This window comes from Qipengyuania sp. GPGPB31, from assembly GCF_038396345.1.
GTDB classification, from domain to species: Bacteria; Pseudomonadota; Alphaproteobacteria; order Sphingomonadales; family Sphingomonadaceae; genus Qipengyuania; species Qipengyuania citrea.
Window position 1 is genome coordinate 2,589,018 of the sequence record NZ_CP149572.1, and the last position, 15,650, is coordinate 2,604,667.

Annotated in this window: 20 protein-coding genes and 2 pseudogenes; 14 read left to right on the forward strand and 8 right to left on the reverse strand. The window is 64.9% G+C overall.

Annotated elements, in window-relative coordinates:
* Positions 1–41: 41 nt before the first annotated feature.
* The 3 genes and pseudogenes from WKH79_RS12960 (at position 42) to WKH79_RS12970 (ending at position 3,285) form a co-directional block, all read left to right on the forward strand.
* On the forward strand, positions 42–1,226 hold the full coding sequence (locus tag WKH79_RS12960; protein ID WP_341859109.1) for an acyl-CoA dehydrogenase family protein: 1,185 nt from the start codon (positions 42–44) through the stop codon (positions 1,224–1,226).
* 3 nt (positions 1,227–1,229) lie between these two features.
* Positions 1,230–2,368 (forward strand): annotated as a pseudogene (locus tag WKH79_RS12965) (acyl-CoA dehydrogenase family protein).
* Positions 2,369–2,487: 119 nt separating this feature from the next.
* Positions 2,488–3,285 carry an SDR family NAD(P)-dependent oxidoreductase gene (locus tag WKH79_RS12970; protein WP_050599632.1) on the forward strand — a complete coding sequence of 266 codons (798 nt, stop codon included), beginning with the start codon at positions 2,488–2,490 and terminating at the stop codon, positions 3,283–3,285.
* Positions 3,286–3,325: 40 nt separating this feature from the next.
* Here WKH79_RS12970 and WKH79_RS12975 read toward each other — a convergent pair whose 3' ends face one another.
* From WKH79_RS12975 to WKH79_RS12990, 4 genes are read right to left on the reverse strand one after another with little or no spacing between them, the layout of a single operon-like run.
* The gene (locus WKH79_RS12975; RefSeq protein ID WP_197462376.1) at positions 3,326–4,303 is read right to left on the reverse strand and encodes a GGDEF domain-containing protein; all 978 of its coding nucleotides are present in this window, start codon (positions 4,301–4,303) and stop codon (positions 3,326–3,328) included.
* A gap of 19 nt (positions 4,304–4,322) precedes the next feature.
* Positions 4,323–4,970, reverse strand: coding sequence for a guanylate kinase (gene gmk / locus WKH79_RS12980; RefSeq protein ID WP_341859110.1), 648 nt, complete (start codon positions 4,968–4,970; stop codon positions 4,323–4,325).
* Positions 4,971–5,007: 37 nt separating this feature from the next.
* Entirely contained in the window at positions 5,008–5,421 is a 414-nt protein-coding gene (locus WKH79_RS12985; protein ID WP_050599635.1) for a hypothetical protein, read from the reverse strand.
* A gap of 36 nt (positions 5,422–5,457) precedes the next feature.
* Positions 5,458–5,961: a ClpXP protease specificity-enhancing factor SspB gene (locus WKH79_RS12990; RefSeq protein WP_050599636.1), complete on the reverse strand. Its 504-nt coding sequence runs from the start codon at positions 5,959–5,961 to the stop codon at positions 5,458–5,460.
* Positions 5,962–6,075: 114 nt separating this feature from the next.
* On the opposite strand from WKH79_RS12990, the gene hisB reads away from it, so the two are divergent.
* From hisB to WKH79_RS13030, 8 genes are all read left to right on the forward strand, one after another.
* Positions 6,076–6,669, forward strand: coding sequence for an imidazoleglycerol-phosphate dehydratase HisB (gene hisB, locus WKH79_RS12995; RefSeq protein ID WP_050599637.1), 594 nt, complete (start codon positions 6,076–6,078; stop codon positions 6,667–6,669).
* On the forward strand, positions 6,662–7,288 hold the full coding sequence (gene hisH / locus WKH79_RS13000; protein ID WP_050599638.1) for an imidazole glycerol phosphate synthase subunit HisH: 627 nt from the start codon (positions 6,662–6,664) through the stop codon (positions 7,286–7,288). Before hisB ends, hisH begins: the two co-directional genes overlap by 8 nt.
* 40 nt (positions 7,289–7,328) lie before the next feature.
* Positions 7,329–8,057 carry a 1-(5-phosphoribosyl)-5-[(5-phosphoribosylamino)methylideneamino]imidazole-4-carboxamide isomerase gene (gene hisA / locus WKH79_RS13005; RefSeq protein WP_063506718.1) on the forward strand — a complete coding sequence of 243 codons (729 nt, stop codon included), beginning with the start codon at positions 7,329–7,331 and terminating at the stop codon, positions 8,055–8,057.
* Complete coding sequence (gene hisF / locus WKH79_RS13010; RefSeq protein WP_050599640.1) at positions 8,054–8,824, forward strand: imidazole glycerol phosphate synthase subunit HisF; 771 nt, start codon at positions 8,054–8,056, stop codon at positions 8,822–8,824. Before hisA ends, hisF begins: the two co-directional genes overlap by 4 nt.
* A gap of 85 nt (positions 8,825–8,909) precedes the next feature.
* Positions 8,910–9,224: a phosphoribosyl-ATP diphosphatase gene (locus WKH79_RS13015; RefSeq protein WP_050599641.1), complete on the forward strand. Its 315-nt coding sequence runs from the start codon at positions 8,910–8,912 to the stop codon at positions 9,222–9,224.
* Complete coding sequence (locus tag WKH79_RS13020; RefSeq protein WP_050599642.1) at positions 9,224–9,604, forward strand: histidine triad nucleotide-binding protein; 381 nt, start codon at positions 9,224–9,226, stop codon at positions 9,602–9,604. Before WKH79_RS13015 ends, WKH79_RS13020 begins: the two co-directional genes overlap by 1 nt.
* A 134-nt stretch (positions 9,605–9,738) precedes the next feature.
* Positions 9,739–9,864 (forward strand): type B 50S ribosomal protein L36, encoded by a 126-nt coding sequence (gene ykgO / locus WKH79_RS13025; RefSeq protein WP_050599643.1) that lies wholly within the window; start codon positions 9,739–9,741, stop codon positions 9,862–9,864.
* Between the two features lie 84 nt (positions 9,865–9,948).
* A complete protein-coding gene (locus tag WKH79_RS13030) occupies positions 9,949–10,560 on the forward strand; it encodes an HAD-IA family hydrolase (protein ID WP_341859111.1) in 612 nt (203 codons plus the stop codon).
* 72 nt (positions 10,561–10,632) lie between these two features.
* On the opposite strand, the gene WKH79_RS13035 is transcribed toward WKH79_RS13030, so the two are convergent.
* Entirely contained in the window at positions 10,633–10,962 is a 330-nt protein-coding gene (locus WKH79_RS13035; protein WP_050599645.1) for a hypothetical protein, read from the reverse strand.
* A 186-nt stretch (positions 10,963–11,148) separates the two neighbouring features.
* Here WKH79_RS13035 and WKH79_RS13040 point away from each other — a divergent pair, with 186 nt between their 5' ends.
* Positions 11,149–11,703 carry a helix-turn-helix domain-containing protein gene (locus WKH79_RS13040; RefSeq protein ID WP_050599646.1) on the forward strand — a complete coding sequence of 185 codons (555 nt, stop codon included), beginning with the start codon at positions 11,149–11,151 and terminating at the stop codon, positions 11,701–11,703.
* Here the strand turns inward: WKH79_RS13040 and WKH79_RS13045 are convergent.
* Positions 11,649–12,833, reverse strand: coding sequence for a hypothetical protein (locus tag WKH79_RS13045; RefSeq protein WP_341859112.1), 1,185 nt, complete (start codon positions 12,831–12,833; stop codon positions 11,649–11,651). The genes WKH79_RS13040 and WKH79_RS13045 overlap by 55 nt on opposite strands.
* A gap of 218 nt (positions 12,834–13,051) precedes the next feature.
* Between WKH79_RS13045 and WKH79_RS13050 the strand changes: the two genes are divergently transcribed.
* Positions 13,052–13,402: a hypothetical protein gene (locus WKH79_RS13050; RefSeq protein ID WP_197458276.1), complete on the forward strand. Its 351-nt coding sequence runs from the start codon at positions 13,052–13,054 to the stop codon at positions 13,400–13,402.
* An 8-nt stretch (positions 13,403–13,410) separates the two neighbouring features.
* On the opposite strand, the pseudogene WKH79_RS13055 reads toward WKH79_RS13050, so the two are convergent.
* Together WKH79_RS13055 and WKH79_RS13060 are read right to left on the reverse strand one after the other, a co-directional pair.
* Positions 13,411–14,016 (reverse strand): annotated as a pseudogene (locus WKH79_RS13055) (ATP-binding protein); the annotation flags it as partial.
* Positions 14,017–14,159: 143 nt separating this feature from the next.
* Positions 14,160–14,471: a DUF6471 domain-containing protein gene (locus WKH79_RS13060; RefSeq protein WP_067500359.1), complete on the reverse strand. Its 312-nt coding sequence runs from the start codon at positions 14,469–14,471 to the stop codon at positions 14,160–14,162.
* A 100-nt stretch (positions 14,472–14,571) separates the two neighbouring features.
* Here WKH79_RS13060 and WKH79_RS13065 point away from each other — a divergent pair, with 100 nt between their 5' ends.
* A complete protein-coding gene (locus WKH79_RS13065) occupies positions 14,572–15,642 on the forward strand; it encodes an IS1595 family transposase (RefSeq protein WP_341859113.1) in 1,071 nt (356 codons plus the stop codon).
* Positions 15,643–15,650 lie beyond the last annotated feature (8 nt).

Here is a 15,650-nt window from a genome sequence, read left to right on the forward strand (position 1 = left end):
GCGTCAACATACCGCTGCTTTAAAAAGAGAGGATTCGGCCAATGTCCGACAGCGACCTGCAAGCCTTCCGCGCGGAAACGCGCGCATGGCTCGAAGCCAATTGCCCGCCCGAAATGCGCCAGCCCGTCAAGGACGAGGACGACATCTACTGGGGCGGCCGCAACGCCACCTTCAAGAACGATGCGCAAAAGGCCTGGTTCGATGCCTGCGTCGAGAAGGGCTACACGGTCCCCGCATGGCCCAAGGAATATGGCGGGGCGGGGCTGACGCCGGCGCAGGCCAAGGTGCTGCGCGAGGAAATGGCTGCAATCAAGGCGCGTCCGCCGCTGTCCAGCTTCGGCATCTGGATGCTCGGCCCGGCACTGCTGCATTTCGGCACCGAAGGCCAGAAACAGCGCTTCCTCAATGAAATCGCCCGCGGCGAAATCCGTTGGTGCCAGGGCTATTCGGAACCCGGTTCGGGATCGGACCTGGTCTCATTGCAGACCTATGGCGAGGACAAGGGCGATCACTGGGTGGTCAACGGCCAGAAGGTGTGGACTTCCTATGCCGACAAGGCCGACTGGATCTTCTGCCTCGTTCGCACCGACAAGGACAACAAGTACCAGGGCATCACCTTCATGCTCTACGACATGGCCAGCGAAGGCGTGGCGACCAAGCCGATCCTGCTGATCAGCGGCAACAGCCCGTTCTGCGAAACCTTCTTCGACGATGTGAAGGTGCCCAAGAGCTATGGTGAAGATGTGCCCGCCCAGGTCGGCGAGGTGAACCGCGGCTGGGACGTGGCGAAATACCTGCTCGGCCACGAACGCGAGATGATATCGGGTGCCGATGGCGGCAACACCGGGACGATCGGCGCGGCGCTGACGCGCTCCAACGGCGAAATCAATCCCGTGCTGCGCGCCGAGCTGGCACAGTTCGACGTCGATGCGCTGGCCTATGGCGCGATGGGCGAGAAGTTCCTCGACGAGGTCAAGGTCGGCAAGGCGCACCCCGCACAGCCGAACATGATGAAATACGCCGGCACTGAGCTCAACAAGCGGCGCCACGAACTGATGATGGCAGCGGGCGGATCGACCGCGCTCGAATGGACCAGCGAGGAAACCGACGGCGGGAAGCCGGCGCGCAACTGGCTGCGGACCAAGGCCAACAGCATCGAGGGCGGCACGTCCGAAGTCATGCTGAACGTCATTTCCAAACGAATCCTCGAGCTTCCGGGAGCCTGATCGATGCCTCTTTACTATGATGACGACCAGGCGATGCTGGCCGATACCGCTGGCCAGTTCATGGCCGAGGAAGGCTCGATCAAGAACCAGCTGCGCCATTGGCGCGACCGCGACTGCAAGGATGGTTTCGGCCATGCGCTGTGGCAGCAATTCGCCGAAATGGGCTTCGCTGGAATGCTCGTGGATGAAGACGACGGCGGGCTCGGCATGGGCCAGGTCGAAGCCAATATCGTGCTCGAGCAGATCGGCCGCAACCTGACGCCGTCGCCGTTCATGTCCTCCTCCGTGCTGGCCGCCACCGCGCTCAAGCATGGCAGCAACGACGTGAAGGGCCGCTGGCTGCCCGGGCTGGTTTCGGGCGAGAAAGTCTATGGCGTGGCGATCGACGAAGGCGCCAAGCACCGCCCCGAACGGATCGGCTGCCGGGCGGAAAAGTCGGGCAACGGGTTCAAGCTGTCGGGCCGCAAGGACTTCGTTCTCTACGGTGCCAGCAGCGAGATGATCGTCGTTGCCGCGCGCACCTCGGGCAGTGATAGCGACACGGACGGCGTCACGCTCTTCGCCGTGCCGCAGGACGCCGCCGGCATGAGCCACGACAGCGTACGCCTGGTCGACAGTTCGATGGCCAGCCATATCACTTTCGACAATGTCGAACTCGACGGCGATGCCGTGATCGGTGAAGTCGACGGCGGCCGCGCCGTGCTCGATGCCATGCTGGTGGCGGGCCGCGTCGGCTCGGCTGCCGAGGGTGTCGGCGTGGCCGGGGGGCGATGGACATGACCGTCGATTACCTCAAGCAGCGCAAGCAGTTCGGCAAGGTCATCGGCGAATTCCAGGCGCTGCAGCACCGCGCCGCGCATCTCTATTCCGAAGTCGAAATCGCCCGGGCAGTCACTGTCAAGGCGGCGCAACTGGTCGACGGTGCCAGCGAGCGCGCCGATCTGATGGCCTCGGTCGCCAAGGCCAAGGTCGCCAAGGTCGCCGGGCTCGCAGTGCGCGAGGGCGTCCAGATGCATGGCGGTATCGGCATGACCGACGAATACGACATCGGCCTGTACATGAAGCGGGACCGCGCGCTGCAGGAATTCCTCGGCGACCAGTATTACCACGCCGGGCGCGTCGCGGAGCTCAGCGGCTACTAGAACCAGGACCAGCACCAAACCCAGTCATTGCGAGCGGAGCGAAGCAATCCAGGGAGCGGCACGATCGATTGCCGCGTCGCCTGCGGCTCCTCGCAATGACTGAAGTGGGAGAGAATTAGATGAACCTAGAAGACCTGTTCAGCCTCAAGGGGCGCGTCGCGCTTGTCACCGGCGGCAGCCGCGGCATCGGCAAGATGATCGTCGAGGGCTTCCTCGCCGCGGGCATCGACCGCGTCTATATCAGCGCGCGCAAGATCAATGAAATCGAGGAAACCTGCGCCGAACTGGGCGACAAGGTGATCGGCATTCAGGGAGACCTGTCCACCATCGAGGGGATCGAGGCGCTGGTCGAGGAATTGTCGGGCCGCGAAAGCCAGCTCGACATTCTCGTCAACAATGCCGGCGCGGCCTGGGGTGTCGACTATCTTGAATTCCCCGAAGCCGGCTGGGACAAGGTGATGGACCTCAACGTCAAGACGCCGTTCTTCCTCACGCAGAAGCTGCACAAGCTGCTGACGGCCGGGGCCAGCGCGGACAAGCCGGGCAAGGTGATCAACATCACCTCGATCGACGGCCAGCGGGTCAATCCGTGGGAAACCTACAGCTACCAGGCATCGAAGGCCGCGCTGATCCATTTGACGCGGCGCATGGCGGCGCGGCTGGTCAAGGATCACGTCTATGTCACCAGCCTGGCGCCTGGCGCTTTCCCGTCGAACATGAACCGCGCGGCGCGCGATCACGAGGATGCGAGCGCAGCGGGCATTCCCTCGAAGCGCGTGGGGGACAAGTTCGATATGGGCGGGACCGCGGTCTATCTCGCCAGCCGTGCGGGCGATTACACGATCGGCGAAACGCTGACCGTCGATGGCGGGATCGTCAACGCGCTGCTGCCGAGCCACTTCGCCGAACCGAGCTGACCGGTGCTGCCGCCTCCGGCCCGGTGCCGGGGGCGGCGGATCAGGCGCTGAGGATGCAGTTGCGGCCCGCGGCCTTGGCGCGATAGAGCGCCTTGTCCGCCTGCCGCAACGCCGCGGCGTTGGCATCGCCCGCGCCGACTGCCAGCGCGACCCCGCCCGAGAAGGAGATCAGCCCCATCGGTTCGTCGGTCTCGCGCAGTTTGAATTCGGTATCGGCCAGCGTGGCCCGCGCCTGATTGAGGCGTTTCACCACCGCCGCCAGGTCGCTCGAGGGCATCACCACGATAAATTCCTCGCCGCCCCAGCGGCCCACGAATTGCGGCGCGCAGGCATCTTCGAGCGTCGAAGCGACCAGCTTGATCACGCGGTCGCCGACGCCGTGGCCGTAGCGGTCGTTGACCGACTTGAAATTGTCGATGTCGACCAGAGCGATGACCCGCGCATCGCCTTTTTCCGCCAGTTCGGCCAGATGCGCGTCGATCGCGCGGCGATTGGCAAGGCCGGTCAGCTCGTCGCGCTGCGCATCGTTGCGCGCCGCCTCCAGCTCTTCGCGCAGCGCCCTGACCTCGTCCATCGCCGCGGTCAGCTGCGATTGCGCGTGGAGCGAATGTTCGATCATCCGCGCGACGATCGAGGACGTGTCGCCCGAGCCCGCGGGATCGGCCTGCGCTTCCTCGCTCAGTTCGCGGGCGAAGGTGCCGGTCGCATCCGCCGCCGAGGACGCCAGTTCGCTGAGCTTGAGCGACTGGTGCCGCAAATGCGCGCTCAATTCGCCGTTCTTGCTGTCATAGGCCCCGAAAAACGTCGTCGTGCTGTGCGCTTCGAGGATGTCGTCGGCTTCATCCTGCTTGATGCGGTAGCCATCGGAGATGATCTGCGCGACCGCGCGGCCGATCGGCGATCCGGGATCGTTCAGCGCAATATAGGCGAGCGTGTAGTTCTGCGGCGTCGCGGCGAGGCGGTGGCTGGCCAGGAAGGCCAGCGTCTTCGCCCCGTCATCCAGCTTGGTGGTGGACATCGCCATCCGTCCCGCTGCCTCAGGCCATGAGTTCGCGCACGAAGGGGATCAGCCCCGTCTGCCGCTGGCGCTTGGTCCGCTCCGCATCGAGGATTTCGCGCACCTTGGCGAAGCAGCTGTCGACGTCTTCATTGATGACGACATAGTCATAGGCGTCCCAGTGGCTGATTTCGGCGCGCGCACGCTCCATCCGTGCAGCGATTACCTCGTCGCTGTCGGTGCCGCGCCCGCGCAGGCGCCGTTCGAGCTCGGCGATGGTGGGGGGCAGGATGAACACGCGCACCACGTCCTGCTGGTCCTTCTGGAACAGCTGCTGCGTGCCCTGCCAGTCGATATCGAACAGGAAGTCCTGTCCTTCCTTCAGCGCGTTGCGGATGCGCCCCTTGGGGGTGCCGTAACGGTGGCCGAAGACCGGGGCCCATTCGTAGAAATCGTCTTCCTCGACCATCCGGTCGAATTCGGCATCGCTGACGAAATAATAGTGCACGCCGTCGATTTCACCCGCGCGGGGCGGCCGCGTGGTGACGCTCACCGAAAGCTTTATCTCGTCATCGGCGTCGAGCAGCATACGCGATATGGTCGTCTTGCCCGCCCCGCTGGGCGAGGACAGGATGAACATCAGCCCGCGGCGGGCGAGCCTGTTTGTGGGTGTCTCGGATTCGGCCATGCACGCCTATGAAACAGCGGGGGCGGACAAATCAAGGTCAGTCGTCGCGATGCGCCTGCTCGATCAGTTCGCGGTCGCCTTCGCGGCGCTGCGCACTGCGGCTGCGCCGGCGATCGTACAGCGTCTTGGCCAGTGCCCCGCCGCCGACGATAAGCGCGCCGGGCAGGTTGCGGGTCGCCAGCTTGGCCAGGCCGAAGCTGACCAGTGTCTGGCCCAGCGTCTTGTTCCGAACGATCTCGCGCGCGGTTTCCTTGCCATAGCGACCGCGCAGCAGGCCCTTTTCCACCGCCCGCCGGGCGATGTAGGATCCCGCGCGGATCGCGACATCGGCGACCATCAGATTGGTGGCGGGATTGTGTGTCGGGCCGGGCATGCCTTCGGTCTTGCCCGGCGTCTTGGCGCGCGCCTTGTCGACTGCCTTCGCGCCGTAGGTTGAAACATGTTTGACCATTGGTGCCCCCGGTCGGCTGCGGTTCGGTTGGAACCCTTACTTCTTGCGGCCGAAATCGACCGTGACGACATTCGAGCCGTCTTCAGTAGCATCAACGGGTTCGCCATCTGCCAGTTCCATCCCGTCGTTTTCGGGATGTTCGGGTTCCGCCGGTGCCATGTCGGCAACGGTGGCCTGGAACTGCAGCCCGAAATCGACCGCCGGATCGACGAATTGCGTGATCGCGGCATAGGGGATGTCGAGTTCGGCGGGGACCTGGTTGAACGACAGCCCGACGGCAAAACCATCGTCGCGCACGTTCAGGTTCCAGAACTTGTTCTGCAGCACGATCGTCATTTCGTCGGGAAAGCGTTCGCGCAGGCTTGCCGGAACCGAGACCCCGGGAGCGTGGGTCTTGAAGGTGATGTAGAAATGATGGGCACCGGGCAGTTCGCTGCCGCCCTGTTCGATTTCGCCCAGGACCCGGCCCACCACGGCACGCAAGGCTTCCTGCACGATGGAATCGTAAGGGATCAGGCTGTCGGGCGTATCGTCGCTCATGGGTCGCTAGGTGGCGCTGCGCGGCGCAGGGGTCAAGCGGTTTAAGCGGGTCTTTACCCTGCGCGTAGGTGCATTTTCTTGCGCCTTAGCGCGCGCCGCTCTAGCGCGGCTGGCATGCGTACAGGCCGGATCGAACGAAACACAGCGGAAACCAGGATTCTCGTCGAGGTGGGCCTCGACGGGAGCGGCAGCTATGATGTCAGCACCGGGATCGGCTTTCTCGACCACATGGTCGAACAATTCGCCAAGCATTCGCTGATCGACGTGACGATGAAGGTCGATGGCGACCTGCATATCGACCAGCACCACACCACCGAAGACAGCGCGCTGGCGCTGGGTCAGGCGCTGGCCGCCGCGCTCGGCGACAAGGGCGGGATCGCGCGTTACGGCAGCGCCTATTCGCCGATGGACGAGACGCTGGCGCGGGTCGCGCTGGACATTTCGGGGCGGCCCTATCTGGTGTGGAAGGCCGGCTTCAGCCAGGAAAAGCTGGGCGAATGGGACACCGAGCTGATCGAGCACTGGTTCCATTCGGTCGCGCAGACCTGCGGGCTGACGCTGCATGTCGAGCTGCTCCACGGCAGCAACAACCACCATATCTGCGAAGCGATCTACAAGGGCTTTGCCCGCGCGATGCGCGCGGCGGTCGAAGTGGATCCGCGCAAGGGCGGGGCGATCCCCAGCACAAAGGGGCAGCTTGGTGGGTGAAGTGGTGGCCCTGGTCGATTACGGGGCCGGTAATCTGCATTCGGTCGAAAACGCGCTGCGCAAGGTCGGGGCCGATGTCACGGTAACCGCCGATCCCGACGTGTTGCGCGCGGCCGACCGGATCGTGCTGCCGGGCGTGGGGTCGTTCCGCGCCTGCGCCGAAGGGCTGCGCGCCGAAGCCGGCGTGATCGAGGCGATGCGCGAACGCGTGTTCGTGGGCGGGGCGCCGTTCCTCGGTATCTGCGTGGGCATGCAATTGCTGGCCACGCGCGGGCTCGAACACGGCGAAACGCCGGGGCTGGGCTGGATCGACGGCACGGTGCGGCTGATCGAACCGATCGACGACAGCGTGAAGGTCCCCCACATGGGCTGGAACGACGTCGCGCCGCTGCCGCATGCGCACGACCATGAAGTGCTGGTCGGCGGCGAGGCCTATTTCCTGCACTCCTACCATTTCAAGCTGCGCCATCACGAAGACGTTCTGGCGATGACCGATCACGGCGGCGGACTGGTCGCGGCGGTCGGCCGGGACAATTTCCTCGGCGTGCAATTCCACCCCGAAAAGAGCCAGGCCTACGGGCTCGACCTGCTGTCGCGTTTCCTCGAATGGAAACCGTAACCGCGCTGGCCCGGCCACGCGATGTAATGGAACCGAAAGTATGATCGTCTTTCCCGCTATCGACCTCAAGGGCGGCGACGTGGTGCGCCTGGCCGAAGGCGATATGGACCGCGCCACCGTTTATGGCGACGATCCGGCCGCGCAGGCCCGGCTGTTCGCCGACGCCGGCGCCGAGCACCTGCATGTCGTCGACCTCGACGGCTCCTTCGCCGGGAGCGCGCAGAACCGCGAGGCCGCCGAGGCGATCGTCCGGGCGTTTCCAGGGAAGGTCCAGCTGGGCGGCGGGATCCGCACCCCCGCCGATGTCGCCGGATGGATCGAGACGGGGGTCGCGCGGATCGTGATCGGCACCGCCGCGCTCAAGGACCCGCAATTCGTCAAGGACATGGCGCGCGAATATGCCGGCGCGATCGTGGTCGCGGTCGATGCGCGCGACGGCATGGTCGCCACCGACGGTTGGGCCGAAGTATCCGATGTCTCGATCGTCGACATGGCGCGGCGGTTCGAGGATGCGGGCGTCGCCAGCCTGCTGTTCACCGACATCGGCCGCGACGGCATGCTCAAGGGCGTCAATATCGATGCCACCGTGGGGCTCGCCCGGCAGGTCGACATCCCGGTCATTGCCAGCGGCGGGGTCAAGGGACTGATCGATATCGACACGCTTGCGCGGTTCGCCGGCGACGGGATCGAAGGCGTGATTACGGGCCGGGCACTGTATGACGGGCGGCTCGACCTGGCGGCCGCGCTGCGTGTGGCGAAGCAGGCATGACGGTCCGCGTCCGGGTCATCCCCTGCCTCGACGTGCGCGACGGGCGTGTGGTCAAGGGCGTGAACTTCGTCGACCTGAAGGATGCGGGCGACCCGGTCGAGCAGGCGCAGGCCTATGACGCGGCGGGCGCGGACGAGCTCTGCTTCCTCGATATTTCGGCCAGCCACGAAGGGCGCGGCACGCTGCTCGACATGGTCCGGCGGACCGCGGAAGTGTGCTTCATGCCGTTGACCGTCGGCGGCGGGGTGCGCAGCGTCGAGGATGCCCGTGCCCTGCTGCTCGCCGGGGCGGACAAGGTGGCGGTCAATTCGGCGGCGGTGACGCGGCCCGAACTGGTGCGCGAGATCGCGGAGAAATTCGGCAGCCAGTGCGTCGTCGCCAGCGTCGATGCCCGCGCTTCGACCAGCGGCGAGGTACGCGGTTGGGAAATCTACACCCATGGCGGCCGCAAGCCGACCGGGATCGACGCGGTCGAGCATGCGGTGCGCCTCGCGGAACTGGGAGCGGGCGAATTGCTGGTCACCTCGATGGACGGGGACGGGACCAAGGCCGGCTACGATGTCGACCTGACGCGGGTGATCGCCGATGCGGTCACGGTGCCGGTGATCGCCAGCGGCGGGGTGGGCACGCTCGATCACCTCGTCGAAGGCGTGACGCGCGGCCATGCCAGCGCGGTGCTGGCCGCATCGATCTTCCACTTCGGCGAGCACACGGTTGCCGAAGCGCATGCCGCACTGCGCGCCGCGGGGCTGCCTGCGCGCGGCTGACCACGCACCGCGCCCGCGGCTGCGGGCCGCGCGGCGGTGCAACTGCGATTGACGCTGGCCGCAGGCGCCGTGCATAGCGCAGCGCATGGATACGCTTTCCCGCCTCGAACAGACCATCGCGCAGCGCCGCGCCGCCGACCCTGCCGAAAGCTATGTCGCCAGCCTCCACGCCAAGGGCCTGCCGCAGATCGCGCGCAAGCTGGGCGAGGAAGGCGTCGAAGCCGCGGTGGCGGTGCTGTCGGGCAGTGCGGAAGAGCTGACCGGCGAAGCCGCCGATATCCTGTTCCACCTGCTCGTCGCGCTCGACGCGCGCGGTATCGGGTTCGACCGGGTCCTCGAAGAACTCGACCGCCGCGACGGCATTTCGGGCATTGCCGAAAAAGCCAGCCGGAGCGCCTGATGCCGATCGATCCCACGCTTGCCTATGACGACGACAATATCTTCGCCAAGATCCTGCGCGGCGAGATTCCCTCGACCAGGGTCTATGAAGACGAATGGGCCTATGCCTTCGAGGATATCAATCCGCAGGCCGAGGTGCACACGCTGGTGATCCCCAAGGGGCGCTATGTCAGCTGGGACGATTTCAGCGCCAGGGCGGAGGCGGAGGAAATCGCCGGTTTCGTCCGCGCGGTGGGCAAGGTCGCGCGCGACAAGGGGCTGGTCGAGACCGGGTACCGGATGATGGCCAATATCGGCGCGCATGGCGGGCAGGAGGTCGCGCATCTGCACGTCCATCTGTTCGGCGGCGAACCGCTCGGGCCGATGATCGCCCGGCGCTGAACGCACGGGGCCCGATCTTTCGCTGCCGGCCCAACTCTTTCCTTGACCGAATCCCCCCTGCCGGTTAACCGGCCGCTTGATTTCGGCGCGTCGGGGCACCATCTCCGGCGCGCATTTATTTCACGAGAGACATTATGAAGATCCGCAACAGCCTCAAGTCGCTCAAGGGCCGCCATCGCGATTGCCGCGTGATCCGCCGTCGTGGGCGCACCTATGTCATCAACAAGACCAACCGCCGCTTCAAGGCCCGCCAGGGCTAATCGGCGCGTCGTCCCGCAAGGGGCGGCAGCATTGCAGACCGGCCCGGCTCCCCAGCGGAGTTCGGGCCGTTCGCATTGGGGGGTATGACCATGCAGACCGAAGCGGTCGTCTTCGATGTCGGGAGGGTGCTGTACCAGTGGCACCTGCGGCATCTGTTCGGGAAGCTGGTGACCGATCCCGCGCGGCTCGACATGCTGCTGGGCGAAGTGGTCACCGAGGAATGGCACTTCGAACATGACCGTGGGCGCACGCTCGGCGAAATGGTGCCCGAACGGATCGCGCTCTATCCTGATTTCGAACCCGAGATCCGCGCTTATGCGGCGCGTTTCAACGAAACCATTCCGGGGCCCGTCCCGGGCAGCCATGCGCTGGTCGAACGGCTCGATGCGCGCGGGGTGCCGCTTTATGCGATCACCAATTTCGGCGCCGAGTTCTGGGCCGGCTTCCGCCCCACCGCACCGATCTTCGACCGCTTTCGCGCGATCGTCGTCTCGGGCGAGGAAAAGCTGGCAAAGCCCGATCCGGCAATCTTCGATCTCGCGGCGCGCCGGTTCGGCCGCGCGCCCGAAGCCATGCTGTTCATCGACGACAACCGCGCCAATGTGGATGCGGCTGCGGCCCATGGCTGGCAGGTGCACCACTTCAGCCGGGCGGATCTGCTCGAAGCGGACCTGGCCGAACGCGGACTGATATAAAAAAGGCCCCGGCGAACGAGTCGCCAGGGCCTTGAGTCAGCCACCCGATGGAGAGGGGTGGGGGAACTTAAATCAGCGGTTGCACTGCGCGAGCTTGTCGGCGTCGAGTGCCTTTTCATCCGCGACGAAGGCCGTGATTTCGCCGTGTTCGCGCTGCAGTTCGCGGCACATGCGCAGCGGGCGCGAGCTGCCCTTGCGAGCGACGCAGGTCGTGCCCTGGCAGGCCCAGGCGACGCCGGCGGCGACGGTGGTGGTGCGTTCTGCCACGGGTTCGGCCAGCTCGACCGAGTAGAAGAAGCCGTTGGTGCGCGCTTCTGCCGGGGCGCCGGCAAGCGTCAGCGATGCCACTGCGGCGGTGGCCACGAGGCCGAGCGAAGCGAAGCGGGGGAGGAAGGACGTCATGGGGGGATTCCTCGTTAGTTGCTTTTATTGCAACAGTGTTTGAGTTTCTTGCAATTAGGTTTCAATTAGCAACCCATTGCCTGCCAGCCCCTCTAGCGTTATGGGTTTCGGACTGCAACCGGCATTTCCAAAAATTTGGCAAAAGCCGAATTTCCGGTAGATAGGTTGCTAGAAGAGGACTGAATTATGGGTGATATCCGCGAACCGCTGCGTGAACTGACCGAATGCGGGCTGCCGCAGGCCCTCGAGGTCATGGGCGAGCGGTGGTCGTTCATGATCCTGCGCGCCAGCTTCAACGGGCTGCACCATTTCGAGGAATTCCTCACCGAGCTCGGGATCGCGCGCAACATCCTCTCCAATCGGCTGGCCAAGCTGGTCGAAAACGGCATTCTCAAGCGCGACCCCTGCGCCGAAGACAAGCGCAAGATCGAATACCGGCTGACCGACAAGGGCCTCGATCTGCTGCCCGCCATGGTCGCATTGCGCCAGTGGGGGCAGAAATACGGCGCCGAAGTGGTCGAGAACCCGGTGCTGGTCGACGAACGCGACCGCCTGCCGATCGGGCCGATCTCGATCCTCAGCCATGATGGACGGATCCTCGGCCCGGCCGATCTCCACTTGGTCGAACGGGACCGGCTCGGCATCCGGGCCGATGGCAGCAAGGCGGCAGCGGGCACCCCGCTGGCCTATGGCGAAGTCGTCGACATCGACAGCCTGCGCAAGGCCAAGAGCGCAGCCTGAGCGAACCGGTCCAGCGCACGCGTGATAACCGCTACATCATCGTGCGCGGCAGGCTGTGGCGCGCGAGCAATCCGCAGCTGAAAGAAACCGAACGCCAGACGCTGGTCGACCAGTTGATGGAGGCCCGGCGGGAGGTCGGTCAGGCGCGCCGCGCTGGCGACGAGACCGCCGAACGCGCGGCCCGCGCCAAGGTCCATGCCGCAAAGGTGGCGCTGGGTGAACGCGGCCCGGTGTGGTGGGATGACGGCGCACCCGACTACAACCGCCATCTGGTGAAGAACACGCCCTACCGCGATCCGGCGCTTATTGCGGACTAGCCTTCGAAACGGTCTGCGCGCGGACGCAGCTGGTAATCGATCCGGATGCGCACCCATTCGCCCACCATCGGCCGGCCGCCGCGCTGGGGCGGGCGCACCTTGAATTGCCACGCCGCCGCCTGGACCGCCTTGCCCAGCCCCGAACCGCGTGGCGATTCTGCCCACCACGACGCAGTCCTCGACGCGGAAATCGGGGGCGGTGCGGCAATCGATAAGCCCCCAGCCGGGACCCTGCGCGGTCGAGAGATAGCCCGCCAGCTCGTCGTCATAGGGGCGGCGATACCAGCGCGCGGCGTAGAGCGGTTCGCCATTGGGGCCGCTGCCCGCGATCTGCGGGGTGTCGCCGGGTGCAGGAGTGAAGGCGGGGCCGTAGGCCTGCGGCGCCTCGGCTGCGGGGGACTGGCTGGTTCGCGGCACGCTTTCGAGCGAGAAATCGTTGCGCAGGATCGGTGGCGGCGCGGCGGGCTGGGGCGCGGCCGGTGACGGCGCAGCCTGCCGTTCGCGCGGGGCCGCCGCCGACGATGCTGCCGGGGGTTGGGGCCGGGCCGGCTCGGGCGAGGGCGCTTCGTCGGGTTCGTCCTGCGCCTCGGGCGAAGTGAAAGCGACCAGCGTGTCGCGCATCTCCGCGATCTCGCGCTTTGCCGAACCGAGCGACAGCAGCATCAGCACCAGCAGAACTTCGATCGCCAGCGTCAGCGCGAGCGCGGGCAGCCTTCGCCGCATGTCGGGGCTGAGCGGCGCATAGCGCCGCCGCAGCGCGGCAAACGCGCCCGGTGCAGCGGGCGGGGAAGTCGGTGCGGGCACTTGGGTCACATGCAGTATCCCGACGGGGACTCGTCCGGTCCGGTTGCGCTATCCTGCCCCACGTGGGCGACATGGACCGATGCAGCCGCGCCTTCAAGGGCGATCGGCCGCGAGTGACCGGCGGGCGAAGCCCTGACCCCGTGACGTCATCGTTAAAACGATCTCAATACGTCGCTGCGATAAGGCGGGGCATTCACGAATCCCGTTAGCAGAGCCGGACCTGCCTTGTGATCGAAATCGAAGTCCAGAATGAAACGCATCAAAGCGTCCACCGCATCAAGGCGATGGCCGTGCCCCGCATCGGCGAAGGCATCCGGCTGCTCGAACCCAGCGGCCAATGGGCTTCCTACGACATCATCGACGTATGGTATCAGCAGGCCGAATTCGGCGAGGTCTGGGTGCCCTATATCCATGTCCGGATCACGCCCGACGAATTGCGCGGCGTCGCTATGGGCGAGGCGAACCCGCTGGTCGACAAGGGCCAGCAGGTCCCCATCGAGGATTTTCTCAAGAAATTCGAAGGCGAATTCGAGCACGAGCCGGTGAAGCTCAATCTCGATCTGGGCGAGGACGTCTGAGCGGGCGGTCAGGCGCGCGGCGGCTGCCGGCGATAGCTGAGCGCTTCGGCGACATGGATCCGCCCGACCCGTTCGCTGGCCGATAGATCGGCGATAGTCCGGGCAACCCGCAGCATCCTGGTGTAACTGCGCGCCGAGAGCCGCATGGCGGTGGCCGCCTGCATCAGCAGCGCGCGTCCCGCCTCATCGGGTCCGGCAAATTCTTCCAGCGCATCGCCATCGAGTTCGGCATTGGTCCGCGCACCGCTGGCTTCCGCCCGCGCGGTCTGGCGATCGCGTGCGGCGGCCACGCGCGCCGCGACGTCGGCGCTCGATTCGGCAGGCGGCGGGAGCGCGAGGTCGGCGGCGCTGACCGGATCGACTTCGACATGCAGATCGATCCGGTCGAGCATCGGGCCGGAGACCTTGCCCTGGTAGTCCGCAGCGCAGCGCGGCGCGCGGCTGCAGGCGAGCGCCGGATCGCCAAGATGGCCGCAGCGGCACGGGTTCATCGCCGCAACCAGCTGGACGTTGGCCGGAAAGCTGACATGCGCATTGGCGCGGGCGACATCGACCTTGCCCGTCTCGAGCGGCTGGCGCAGCGAATCGAGCACGGCGCGCTGGAATTCCGGTATGGCGGAGTTATTGCACCAAATCTGAGGTAAGAGCCTGATTCCTATCGGGAATGTGCCTACCGAATCGGATATGATCGACCTATGGGGAGCGCATTTATAGGTGGGCGAGCCCACCTATAAATATTCGCGGGCATGCCCGCCTCTCAATTTTCGGTCGGTGATTTCTTCGCCAAGGCTTGAGCACCATGCTTGCCAATCGCGAATGCACCGGATCCATCGGGCGCCCCTGGGATCTGCAGCCAATCGACACCCATTGCCGTCATACACTGCAGGAAAAAAACCGCGCTGAACCTGCCGCGGCTCATCTTGCTTTTGATCGCCCCTTCGGTGTCCTCGACGCCGATCTCTTCCAGAGCATCCCGTAGCGAGGCGTAGGACATCCCACGTGTCATTAGCTGACCCCGAACCAAGTTGCGGGCCAACTGCTCCCAGTCGTCTTCATGTGCCTGTGTCATGGACTGATTGTAGAATCTGGACACGGATTCGGCAACTCAGGTGTCGCATATGCCACTTTGTGATTGAATAATCGGATTAGGTGTCGTATATGACACTTCAATGGCCAATCATGCAACCAAACCATTCAAGCGCAAGAAGCAAGGGCTTCATTGGCTGAAGAACCCTGCGAGCCGCACGCTCAGCATCCCTGAAGTCTTCAGGATGGGCGAGGACGGTTGCAGGGAGTTTTTTCTTCGCGCGCGATGGGCGGATGGAAACCCGACCTGCCCTGATTGCGGTTCCCAGCGAATCTACAACATTAAGTCGCAGAACCGCTTCAAGTGTGCAAACTCCAACTGTCACAAGTTCTTCTCGATCACGAGCGGGACGATGTTCGCCCACAAGCGCATCACCTATCTGGAGCTCATGTTCATCGTGCGCGCCATGGCGGTCCATGCCAAGGGCGCAGCCTCAATCTGGCTCTCTCACGATTACGATCACGACTACAAGACTGTCTGGGTGCTGACCGACAAGCTGCGGGAAGTCATGTTCCTCGACCAGGAGGACGTCCAGTTGGTGGGCGAAGTCGAAATCGATGGTGCCTATTTCGGCGGGTATCTCAAGCAGGCCAACAAGAAGGACGAGCGGATCGATCGCCGGCGCATCCCAGTAAACGGCCGTAAGCGGCAATGCGTTGTCCTGCTCCGCGAACGAGGCGGTCAGGGGCGACTTTTGACGCGCACGTTCAAGAGTGAGAGGCACGCCGTATCTTGGATCACTGAGAGTGTAGACCGTAGCGCCATGATACTTGCCGATGAGGGATCGGGCTGGGAACCACTCTATGCCAGCCATCACCTCGAGCGGGTCAACCACAAGAACGAATACTGCACCGACGAAGGCGTTCATACTAACGGCGCTGAAAGTGCCTTCTCCCGCATGCGCAGGGCCGAGATTGGTGTCCACCACCACATCGCTGGCGACTACCTCGACTTCTATGCTGCCGATGGTGCTTGGCGCGAAGAGAACAGGCGCCTCGATGACCGGGCGAAAGTCGAGAAGCTTATCCGCGCCGCAATGGGCCTGCCGCCCTCGCGCACCTTCGCCGGTTACTGGCAGACATCAGGACCGCGGCGCGAGAACGACCGCAATCACGACGTGCTGAGAGCGCTCGGTATCAACGACAACGACTGATGCCCACT